The organism is Pseudomonas sp. 8(2025) (assembly GCF_052665325.1).
On the sequence record NZ_JBQOIE010000007.1, the window covers coordinates 317,825 to 328,663 of the forward strand.

Annotated in this window: 10 protein-coding genes; 5 read left to right on the top strand and 5 right to left on the bottom strand. The window is 64.3% G+C overall.

Translation table 11 applies throughout. From position 1 onward, the window contains the following. Window positions 1-156: 156 nt before the first annotated feature. Together ACUXVH_RS16200 and chrA are read left to right on the top strand one after the other, a co-directional pair. Window positions 157-648: a GNAT family N-acetyltransferase gene (locus tag ACUXVH_RS16200; protein WP_065364722.1), complete on the top strand. Its 492-nt coding sequence runs from the start codon at window positions 157-159 to the stop codon at window positions 646-648. Continuing rightward, on the top strand, window positions 648-1,835 hold the full coding sequence (chrA, locus tag ACUXVH_RS16205) for a chromate efflux transporter (protein ID WP_015635712.1): 1,188 nt from the start codon (window positions 648-650) through the stop codon (window positions 1,833-1,835). Before ACUXVH_RS16200 ends, chrA begins: the two co-directional genes overlap by 1 nt. On the opposite strand, the gene ACUXVH_RS16210 is transcribed toward chrA, so the two are convergent. The 5 genes from ACUXVH_RS16210 to ACUXVH_RS16230 form a co-directional block, all read right to left on the bottom strand. Further along, window positions 1,832-3,256, bottom strand: a complete 1,425-nt coding sequence (locus ACUXVH_RS16210; RefSeq protein WP_445495376.1) for a heavy metal sensor histidine kinase — start codon at window positions 3,254-3,256, stop codon at window positions 1,832-1,834. The genes chrA and ACUXVH_RS16210 overlap by 4 nt on opposite strands. Further along, window positions 3,253-3,927 carry a heavy metal response regulator transcription factor gene (locus ACUXVH_RS16215; RefSeq protein WP_011061434.1) on the bottom strand — a complete coding sequence of 225 codons (675 nt, stop codon included), beginning with the start codon at window positions 3,925-3,927 and terminating at the stop codon, window positions 3,253-3,255. Before ACUXVH_RS16215 ends, ACUXVH_RS16210 begins: the two co-directional genes overlap by 4 nt. Before the next feature lie 318 nt (window positions 3,928-4,245). Continuing rightward, window positions 4,246-4,470, bottom strand: coding sequence for a hypothetical protein (locus ACUXVH_RS16220; protein WP_445495378.1), 225 nt, complete (start codon window positions 4,468-4,470; stop codon window positions 4,246-4,248). A gap of 292 nt (window positions 4,471-4,762) precedes the next feature. After that, window positions 4,763-6,505, bottom strand: coding sequence for a phosphoethanolamine transferase CptA (locus ACUXVH_RS16225; protein WP_065364121.1), 1,743 nt, complete (start codon window positions 6,503-6,505; stop codon window positions 4,763-4,765). A 246-nt stretch (window positions 6,506-6,751) separates the two neighbouring features. Beyond that, window positions 6,752-6,928, bottom strand: a complete 177-nt coding sequence (locus ACUXVH_RS16230; protein ID WP_220222694.1) for a DUF6026 family protein — start codon at window positions 6,926-6,928, stop codon at window positions 6,752-6,754. Between the two features lie 407 nt (window positions 6,929-7,335). Here ACUXVH_RS16230 and gnd point away from each other — a divergent pair, with 407 nt between their 5' ends. From gnd to ACUXVH_RS16245, 3 genes are read left to right on the top strand one after another with little or no spacing between them, the layout of a single operon-like run. Continuing rightward, a complete protein-coding gene (gene gnd / locus ACUXVH_RS16235; RefSeq protein ID WP_015635708.1) occupies window positions 7,336-8,316 on the top strand; it encodes a phosphogluconate dehydrogenase (NAD(+)-dependent, decarboxylating) in 981 nt (326 codons plus the stop codon). Then, window positions 8,313-9,830: a glucose-6-phosphate dehydrogenase gene (gene zwf, locus ACUXVH_RS16240; RefSeq protein ID WP_445495381.1), complete on the top strand. Its 1,518-nt coding sequence runs from the start codon at window positions 8,313-8,315 to the stop codon at window positions 9,828-9,830. The genes gnd and zwf overlap by 4 nt, the downstream gene beginning before the upstream one ends. Then, window positions 9,812-10,648: an HAD family hydrolase gene (locus ACUXVH_RS16245; RefSeq protein WP_445495383.1), complete on the top strand. Its 837-nt coding sequence runs from the start codon at window positions 9,812-9,814 to the stop codon at window positions 10,646-10,648. The genes zwf and ACUXVH_RS16245 overlap by 19 nt, the downstream gene beginning before the upstream one ends. Window positions 10,649-10,839 lie beyond the last annotated feature (191 nt).

Genomic DNA, 10,839 nt, shown 5'->3' on the forward strand with positions numbered 1-10,839 from the left:
GGAAACCCTTCCGGCTGCCATGGATCCCGGCCGCTGCTTAGGATTTTTTCTGTAGTGCGCGGGTTAAAAATCTTCGTTTGGTCAAATCCCCCAGCCTACAATCGAGGCTGCCTGAGCCCTGAGCGCTCACTTTCAATACGTTGATCGAGGATGAACATGGACGTTGCCGATGTCGTGGTGTTGCAAGCCAGTTACAGCAACCCGGTGCATGCCGAAGCCATAGGCGTGTTGCTCAACCACTATGCCGAGGACCCCATGGGCGGCGGCCAACGCCTGGACGCAGACCGGCTCCAGCAGTTGCCGGCGGAGCTGGCCAAGCGGCCCCAGGCGTTCAGCGTGCTGGCCTTTGCCGGCGGGCAGCCGGTGGGCCTGGTGAACTGCTTCGAAGGCTTCTCCACCTTTGCCTGCCGGCCCCTGGTGAATATCCATGACGTGGTGGTGCTGGACAGCTACCGCGGCCAGGGCCTGAGCAAGCGCCTGCTGCAGAAGGTCGAGGACATCGCCCGGCAACGGGGCTGCTGCAAGGTCACCCTGGAAGTGCTGGAGGGCAATGCCCAGGCCCAGGCCGCCTATCGCGCCTGCGGTTTCGCCAATGCCATGCTCGACCCGGCTCACGGGCGCATGCTGTTCTGGAGCAAAGCCTTGTAATGCACGCCCCCAGCCCCTGCGCGCCGGTCCCGGTAGAAACACCCTGGCGGATCTTCCTGGTGTTTCTGCGCCTGGGCCTGAGTTCGTTTGGCGGGCCGCTGGCGCACCTGGGTTACTTTCGCCAGGAATTCGTCCAGCGCCGGCGCTGGCTGGGGGAGGCGGCCTATGCCGAGCTGGTCGCGCTGTGCCAGTTTCTTCCCGGACCTGCCAGCAGTCAGGTCGGCATCGCCCTGGGATTGTCTCGCCGTGGCCTGCCCGGGGCCCTGTGTGCCTGGGCCGGCTTTACCTTGCCTTCGGCCCTGGCCCTGGCACTGCTGGCCCTGGGGTTGGGGGGCGGGGTCCCGGCCGGGGCGCTCAAGGGCTTGCAACTGGTGGCGGTGGCGGTGGTGGCCCAGGCCTTGTGGGGCATGGCCCGCAGCCTGTGCCGGGGCGCCTTGCAGATCGTCATTGCAGTGCTGGCCGCGGCGCTGGTGCTGCGCTGGCCGGGCCTGGGCGGGCAGTTGCTGGTGATGCTGCTGGCGGCGCTGCTGGGCCGCTGGCTGATCAGGCCGGTGTTCCAGGTGCAGGTCCAGAGCCCTCCCTCTGGGTCGAGTCGCCGCCTGGGGGCGTGTTGCCTGGGGCTGGCGCTATTGCTGCTGGTGCTGTTGCCGGGGCTGGTGCTGCTCTGGCCGGGGCGCCTGCTGAGCCTGTTCGATGGTTTCTACCGGGTCGGCGCTCTGGTATTCGGCGGCGGCCATGTGGTGCTGCCGCTGTTGCAGGCGCAGGTGGTGGAGCCCGGCTGGGTCAGCAGCCCGCTGTTCCTGGCCGGGTACGCCAGCGCCCAGGCGATGCCCGGCCCGCTGTTCAGCGTCGCGGCCTTTCTCGGCGCGGCCATCGATGGCTGGAGTGGGGCGGTGGTGTGCCTGCTGGCGATCTTTCTGCCGGGGCTGTTGCTGGTGATCGGCGTGGTGCCCTTCTGGCAGCGGCTGCGCCACCGCCAGGGCATCCAGGCGGCCCTGGCCGGGGTCAATGCCGCGGTGGTGGGCCTGCTGGCGGCAGCGTTGTACCAACCCCTATGGACCAGCAGCGTGACCGGCGCACCGGAACTGGTGGCGGTGTTGCTGGCGCTGCTGCTGTTGCGCAGCGGCCGGGTGCCGCCCTGGGCCCTGGTGCTGCTGGGGGCCGGTGCCGGTGCCTGGCTGCTCTAGAGGTCGTGCTGCGCCGGGTCGAGCCGGGGGAATACCAGGCGGAACTCGGTCAGGAGTTCCGGGATGCTGCTGACCTCGGTGCGCCCCTGGTGCAGGTTCATGATCGAACGGACGATGGCCAGGCCCAGTCCGGTGCCGCCTTCGGCCCGGGTGCGGCTGCTGTCGACCCGATAGAAGCGCTCGAACAGATGGGGCAGGTGGCTGGCAGCGATGCCCGGGCCGGGGTTGCCCACGCTCAGGCTCACGGCCTCCATGGTCTGCTCCACCCGCAGGCTGATCTGCCCCCGCGGCGGGCTGTGGCGAATGGCGTTGGACAGCAGGTTGGAAATGGCCCGCTGGATCATAAGCCGGTCCCCCAGCACCCAGGCATCGCCACTGGGCTGCAGTTGCAGCTGCTTCTCTTCGGCGCTCAGGGCGAACAGGTCGATGACCCGGCGCGCTTCTTCCCCCAGCGAGACCCGGGCGAACCGGGCCTGGGACGCCGGCTGGCTGACCTGGGCCAGGAACAGCATGTCGGCGACGATCCGCGTGACCCGCTCCAGCTCTTCGATACTGGCCTCCAGCACCGCCTTGTACTCCTCTGGCGGGCGTTCCCGGGACAGGGTCACCTGGGCCTTGCCCATCAGGTTGCTGATGGGCGAGCGCAACTCGTGGGCCAGGTCGTCGGAGAACTGCGACAGGCGCTGCACGCCGCCGTCCAGGCGTTGCAGCATGACATTGATGCCCTGGCCCAGCTCCGCCAGCTCCCGGGGCAGGCCCTGCAGCTTCAGGCGGTGGGTCAGGTCCTGGGTGGTCACCCGCGCCGCGACCCGGCTGAACTGCTGCAGCGGCAGCAGGCCCCGTTGCACCAGCCACCAGGCGCCGAAACCGATCAGCAGCAGCAACAGGGGCAGGGCGATCACCGTGGAACGCAGGTAGGCGCTGAGCAGCGCCTGATCGTTGCTGCGGTCCAGGGTCAGTACCACCTGGACCTGCTCGCCGTTGCGCAGGCTCATCTGCTGCAGGGCGCTGAGCAAGGGGTTGCCGCGGCTGTCGCGCCAGTCGATATAGCCATCGCCACCGATATTGCCCAGGGGCTCGGGCAGGGACTCCTGGGCCATGCCGCCGACAATCAGCAGGGGTTCGGCCAGCGGATCGCTGCCGAGGATGCTCAATTGCAGGTTGTCGTGGCCCATCACCAGGTCCAGCAGGGAATGGGGGCGGGCCGCCAGGTCACTGCTCTTGAGGTCGCTGGTGAGGCTGTGCCGGATCTGCTCCAGCTTGCTGTCCAGGCCCTTGCGCGCCAGGTTGTCCAGCTCATGGTTCAACGCCAGGTAGGCCAGGGTTGCCAGCAGCACCACCAGTGCCGCGCCCATCAGGGCGACGGTCAGCCCCAGGCGCATGGACAGGCTGCTGGCCGCGGCGGCGGGGCGCGCTGTCATGGGCGTGCTTCCAGGACATAACCGACACCGCGCAGGGTATGGATCAGCTTGACGTCACTGGCGTCGTCGATCTTGCCCCGCAAGCGGCTGATGGAGACTTCCACCACATTGGTGTCGCAGTCGAAGTTCATGTCCCAGACCAGGGAAATGATCTGGGTGCGGGTCAGTACTTCTCCGCTGTGGCGCATCAATACATGCAGCAGGGTGAATTCCTTGGTCGTCAGGTCGATACGCCGACTGCCGCGATAAGCTCGATGACGGCGCGGGTCAAGTTGCAGGTCGGCAACTTGCAGAACTTCCGGTTGGACAATGACTTCACTACGACGCATCAGGGTACGAACCCGGGCCAGCAACTCGGGAAATTGAAACGGTTTGACCAGATAATCATCGGCGCCCATATCCAGGCCCTTGACCTTGTCTTCCAGGCGCCCGCGGGCAGTCAACATCATGACCCGTGCGGGATAGTTTCCCTGCAGTTGTTCAAGAACTTGCCAACCATCTTTGCCGGGCAGATTGATATCCAGGATTACCAATTCATAGGGCTGTTGTTGAATCAGGTGCAGGCCGTCCACGCCATTGTTCGCCCGGTCCACCACATAGCCACTTTCACTCAGGCCCTGATGCAGGTAGTCGGCCGTCTTGGGTTCGTCCTCAATCACCAGAATGCGCATTGCAATATCCTCTTCAAAGCTGTCGGGGCTGTCGAGCGAGCGCAGGTTAAAGTCTGTAGTAGCTATAGGGTCAATAAAATAACCCAGCTAATTCAACTGATTAACCAGGCTGTCCGATCAGTGGCGAGCGGCATGGTGCGGCGATACTAATTGAGCCGGGGCACTGCGGGCGGCAGATGACCAGGTTGTCATCTGTCTGTCATGCGGGTGCAAGAGAGGAAGGGCAGCCCCTATGAAAAAGGCGCCCGCAAGGGCGCCAAACATCCACTTCTGGCAAAGGAGCAGATTGCCGGGAATGGGTATCGCTGGAACTGGGAGTCAGGCACCAGGCTGTTGTTGCTTGGCATCCGAGGCGGAATAGTTGGACTCGGATTTCTGCTTTTCGGCTTTTGCGGTGTTTTCGGTCTTGTCGCCGTGAAGTTGCTGCTGGCTAACGCGGAAGTTGTCATAGAAGCGCTGCATATTTTCCGAGCCACCTTCGGCAAAGGCCGCGCTGGAACCTACCAGAATCAGGCCGCTTAATACCAAAGTTGAAAGTTTCATGCTGTTTTTCCTGCTTAAGAATGTTCGGTACTTGTTACGTCCCTGCACAAGAAGTGATGGGCGAAAGTTTCACCGAAGTGTATTAAGCGAGGGTTAACGTCAGCCTGAAGTGCTGATTACAATTTCGACATCATGTGTCTTTGCCGGCGCTTGGCCGCGCTGGCCGGGAAGGGCACCGCCTTGAAGGCGCCACCTGCGGATGCGGCCTGGTGCAAAAAAAAGCCCCGGGAACCGGCCAGGGTTCTCGGGGCTGTTTGCCGGCAAGCCGGATCCAGCGGGCGTGACAGGGGGCTTACTTCTGTACCACCGTGGCTTCGTCCGGGGCCTTGGGTTTCATCAGGCTGAAGTCGATCAAGGGCTTGCTCTGGCGCGAGTAGGGGTCGCCGATCAGCAGCGGGCGTGGCTTGAAGCTGTCGCTCACCAGGCTGCGGCTGTGGTCCAGCTCATCGAAACTCAGGCCCGCCAGGTCCGCCCAGGTGTGAATCAGCTGGGAGCTCATGTAGGGGCGGCTGAGGTCCGAGGCAAAGCTCCAGTCATGGGTTTCCCGCCATTTCGGCGAGGCCCAGGCCATGAACGGAATGGTGTACATCGGCGCCGTCGGCCGGGCTTCGTTGCGCCCCAGGGTGTCATGGCCGGCGGAGTCGAAGACGTCCTCGCCGTGGTCCGAGAGGTACAGCAGGAAACCGTTGGGGTCGGTCTTGGCGTAGTTCTTGATCAGGTTCGAGACCACGAAGTCGTTGTACAGCACGGCGTTGTCGTAGCTGTTGTAGGTGGGCAGCTGGTCGTCGCGCACGCCGGCCGGTACGCCCTGGCGATCATTGAACTTGTCGAAGCTGGGCGGATAGCGGTACTGGTAGCTCATGTGGGTGCCCAGCAGGTGGACCACGATGAACTTGCGCGGTGCGCTGTCGGCCAGGGCCTTGGAGAACGGTTCGAGCACGTCGCCGTCGTACTGGCGGGCGTTCTGGTTGCGGTTGTTGTTCAGGTACACCTGCTCGTCCGCCTGTTCGGAGAAGGTGGTGAGCATGGTGTTGCGCTTGGTCATGGTCTGCTGGTTGGTGATCCAGTAGGTCTTGTAGCCGGCCTGCTTCATCACGCTGACCAGGGACGGGCTCTTGAGGTACAGGTCGGGGTTTTCTTCGTCGGCGAAGGTCAGTACCTGCTGCAGCGCCTCGATGGTGTAGGGGCGCGGGGTGATGACGTTGTTGAAGATCGCCAGCTGATCCTTGAGCTTGTCCAGCTCCGGGGTGGTCTGGCGCGGGTAGCCGTACAGGCTCATGCGCTGGCGGTTGGTGGATTCGCCGATGACCAGTACCAGGGTCGCCGGCTGGTTGGCCATGCTGTCCTTGAGGTTGGTCAGGGGGGCGATCTTGCTGGCGCTGGCGAGCATGCCCTGCATGCCGTCCAGTTGCTCGCGGTAGCGGCGATAGGCAATCACCATCTGCCAGGGCACGGCGGGCTCGATGCGGGTTTCGAATTTCTCCAGGCCGGCGGCCAGGGTATCGGCGCGGGAGATCTGCTTGACCAGCGGGTAGCCGACGATGGCCACCAGGATAGCCGTCGCCGCCACCAGGGCCTGGCCCCGAGGCAGGTAGACCGGGCGCAGGCGGGTCCAGAGGAAGAAGGCGAATGCGCTGTGGGCGAGGAACGCCAGGAGCATCCACCAGGCAAAGTACTGGGTCAGGTATTCACCGGCTTCCGAGGGGTTGGACTCGAACATGATGAAGATGACGCTTTGCGAGAACTCCTGCTGGTAGACGAAGAAGTAGCCCAGGCTGGCCATGGAACAGGCCCAGAGCACCACGCCGATCACGGCGGCCATGACTTTGGTGCGCGCCGGGAACAGCAGCATCGGTGCCAGCCAGATGGCGCTCATTAAGAACGCCTGGCGGAAACCGGTGAAGCCGGAGGTGTCGGTCAGCTGGATCAGCAGTTGGGTGATGCCGGAGAAATACCAGAAGAACAGGAACAGCCAGAGCAGCCCCATCCAGTCAAAACCTTTCGCAGATGCATTACTGCGTTTGAACAATGCCATTGAGCGCTCCCCAGGGATCCAGATTCATTGCGCGCCAAGGGCGTCGCGAATGAGCGCCGTCTTGTAACAAGACGGCCACAATGGCCGGGAGTATCGACAGGCAAGTGTGAAAACTTTGTCAGCTGAACGTCGCTATTTTGTGGTCTGCAACGGGGTGGGCTGTGGCGGTATGGCGAGGGAAGGCGGCTTGGCCCGGGACCTACAGCGGGGCTGAACGCAGGTCGGGCCTGCGTTCAGGGGCGAGGCTCAGCTCGCGGAGGAGAGGTGTAGCGGCGCCGGTTGACCCTGGCTTTGCAACTGCAGGCGCAATTGTGCGAGCTCCCGTTGCAGTTGATCGCGTTCGTCTTTGAGTTGACGCAATTCGTCACGACGAATGCTGACGTACAGAGTTTGTGCTGGTCGTGCCGGTAGTACTGTGCCCATTGCTTCACCTCGCAAATGGCGTGTCTCAACTATGCTTCGCTGGCCGCATCCCTGCGCAAAACACTATCGGTGACAATTTTATTTATTTTTCGGGCAAAGGGAACTTTTTTATTTTTCGCGGTCGCTGTGTCTTCGCGCAGATTTGCAGCGTTATCCACCCAGGGCCAGGGAAACTTCAGGGGCTGGCACAGGACTAATCTTCATTGCTCTGCTGCCCGTCAGGGGAATTGGCTGGGGCCGGTCGATGGGTAATTCGCGCCGTCGGGGGTAAAAACTCGGAATCTGTCTGAAGATTGCGCTGTCTTGGGGCTTCTTGCCTTGTATAGTTGCGCCCCTCGGGATTTTGCCCCGGCCCACTGGGCTATAACTTTTTTTGATCAGAATTTTTGCAGTAGGAGCATCAGCACATGCAACTGGGGATTATTGGACTGGGCCGCATGGGCGGCAACATTGCACGGCGCCTGATGCTCAATGGGCACGAGACCGTAGTCTTTGACCGCAACACCGACTTCGTCAGCGCCCTGGCCGCGGAAGGCGCCAAGGGCGTCGCCGACCTGCCGGCCCTGGTGGCGGGCCTGGAAAAGCCCCGGGCGGTCTGGGTCATGCTGCCCGCGGGCGCACCCACCGAAGACACCATCGACACGCTCAGCCAGTTGCTGGAGCCGGGCGATGTGATCATCGACGGTGGCAACACCTACTATAAAGACGACATCCGCCGCGCCCGCGACCTGGCGCAAAAGGGCCTGAAGTACATCGACGTCGGCACCTCCGGCGGCGTCTGGGGCCTGGAGCGTGGCTACTGCATGATGATCGGCGGCGACGCTGCCGAAGTGCTGCGCCTGGACCCGCTGTTCGCCGCCCTGGCGCCCGGCATGGGCACCATCCCGCGGACCAAGGACCGGGTCGCCGATGACGACCGTGCCGAACGCGGCTACATCCACGCCGGCCCGGCCGGCTCCGGGCACTTCGTCAAGATGATCCACAACGGCATCGAGTACGGCATGATGCAGGCCTTCGCCGAGGGCTTCGACATCCTCAAGACCAAGGCCTCGGAAAGCCTTCCGGAAGACCAGCGCTTCGACCTCAATGTCGCCGATATCGCCGAAGTCTGGCGCCGTGGCAGCGTGGTGTCCTCCTGGCTGCTGGACCTGACCGCCGATGCCCTGGCGGGCGATCCGAAGCTCGACGGCTTCTCCGGCTCGGTGGCCGACAGTGGCGAAGGGCGCTGGACCATCGAAGCGGCCATGGAGCAATCGGTGCCGGTGCCGGTACTGTCCAACTCGCTGTTCTCCCGCTACCGCTCCCGCGGCCAGGGCACCTACGGTGACAAGCTGCTCTCGGCCATGCGCTTCGGCTTTGGCGGCCATGTGGAGACCGGGAAAAAATGACCACCACGCGAAAGAAGTCCAAGGCGTTGCCGGCGCCGCCGACCACGCTGTTCCTGTTCGGCGCCCGCGGTGATCTGGTCAAGCGCCTGCTGATGCCGGCGCTGTACAACCTCAGCCGCGACGGTTTGCTGGATGAGGGGCTGCGGATTGTCGGCGTCGACCACAACGCGGTGAGCGACGCCGAGTTCGCCACCCTGCTGGAAGACTTCCTTCGCGATGAAGTGCTCAACAAGCAAGGCCAGGGGGCGGCGGTGGATGCCGCCGTCTGGGCCCGCCTGACCCGGGGCATCAGCTATGTCCAGGGCGATTTTCTCGACGACTCCACCTATGCCGAACTGGCGGCGCGGATTGCCGCCAGCGGCACCGGCAACGCGGTGTTCTACCTGGCCACCGCACCGCGCTTCTTCAGTGAAGTGGTGCGCCGCCTGGGCAGCGCCGGGTTGCTGGAGGAGGGGCCGCAGGCTTTTCGCCGGGTGGTGATTGAAAAGCCCTTCGGCTCCGACCTGCAGACCGCCGAAGCCCTCAACGGCTGCCTGCTCAAGGTCATGAGCGAGAAGCAGATCTATCGCATCGACCATTACCTGGGCAAGGAAACGGTCCAGAACATCCTGGTCAGCCGTTTTTCCAACAGCCTGTTCGAGGCATTCTGGAACAACCATTACATCGACCACGTGCAGATCACCGCGGCGGAAACCGTCGGCGTGGAAACCCGTGGCAGCTTTTATGAACACACCGGTGCCCTGCGGGACATGGTGCCCAACCACCTGTTCCAGTTGCTGGCGATGGTGGCCATGGAGCCGCCCGCTGCCTTTGGCGCCGATGCGGTACGTGGCGAAAAGGCCAAGGTGGTGGGGGCTATCCGCCCCTGGTCCGTGGAAGAGGCCCGGGCCAACTCGGTGCGCGGCCAGTACAGCGCCGGTGAAGTGGCCGGCAAGGCCCTGGCGGGCTACCGCGAGGAAGCCAACGTGGCGCCGGACAGCAGCACCGAAACCTACGTTGCGCTGAAGGTGATGATCGACAACTGGCGCTGGGTCGGGGTGCCGTTCTACCTGCGCACCGGCAAGCGCATGAGTGTGCGTGACACCGAGATCGTCATCTGCTTCAAGCCGGCGCCCTATGCACAGTTCCGCGATACCGAGGTCGAGCGCCTGTTGCCGACCTACCTGCGGATCCAGATCCAGCCCAACGAAGGCATGTGGTTCGACCTGCTGGCGAAAAAGCCCGGGCCGAGCCTGGACATGGCCAACATCGAGCTGGGTTTTGCCTACCGCGACTTTTTCGAGATGCAGCCCTCCACTGGCTACGAAACCCTGATCTACGACTGCCTGATCGGCGACCAGACCCTGTTCCAGCGCGCCGACAACATCGAGAACGGCTGGCGCGCGGTGCAACCTTTCCTCGATGCCTGGCAACAGGACGTCAGCTTGCAGAGCTACCCGGCGGGCGTGGATGGCCCGGCAGCCGGGGATGAACTGCTGGCCCGGGATGGCCGCGTATGGCGACCCCTGGGGTGAGTGGCATGCAGGCGCGGCCTATCGAGTTCCTCCTCAGTGACATGGACGGCACCCTGTTGCGCCCCGACCACAGCCTCAGCCCCCGCACCCTGGATGCGGTCCGTGCGCTGCGCGAGGCCGGGGTAGCCTTCAGCCTGGCCACCGGACGGCCGCCGCGGGCCATGCTGCAGCAGATCGAGGCGCTGGGCGTCGACCTGCCCACTGCCGGCTTCAACGGCGGCAGCATCGTCAAGCCCGATGGCAGTTTCCTGGCTCGCCACCATGTTCCGGTGGAAGCGGCGGTCACCGCCTTGCTGCTGTTCGAACCCTGCCCACAGGTCGAGACCTGGGTGTTTGCCGACAACGAATGGCTGCTGCGCAACCTGGACGGTGCCCTGATGCCCCTGGAGCGCCAGGCGCTGGGTTACGCCCCCAAGGTGGTGGACAGCTTCGAGGAATACCTGCCGCGCATCGACAAGATCGTCGCCGCCAGCAGCGATCACCGTTTGCTGGTGCAGTTGGAGGCCCGCCTGCAGGCCGCCACTGCAGGGCAGGCCCAGGCGTCCCGTTCCCAACCCAGGTTCCTCGATCTCACTGCCTTGCAGGCGGACAAGGGGCAGGCCCTGGTGACCCTGGCCGAATACCTGGGGGTGCCGCTGGAGCACACTGCGGCCCTGGGCGATGGCGGCAACGACCCGGCGATGTTCCAGCGTGCCGGCCTGTCGATTGCCATGGGCCAGGCGGAAGAACAGGTCAAGCGCCAGGCTGATGTGATCACCGGCAGCAACCTGGAAGACGGCGCCGCCGAAGCCATCGAGCGCTATATCCTCATGCGTTGAGGGCCGTGGGGCGGGCGCGCCGCCCGGCCCCCCCCCCCCCCCCCGCCCCCCAGCGCCCCCCCCCCCCCCCCCCCCCCCCCCCACCACACCCCCCGGCGCCCCCGGGGGGCCGAAGGCAGCAGGGTGTAGTAATGGGTGGGCGCGGAGCTGCAGGCGGCAAGTCCCAGGGTCAGGCAGAGCAACAGGGCACG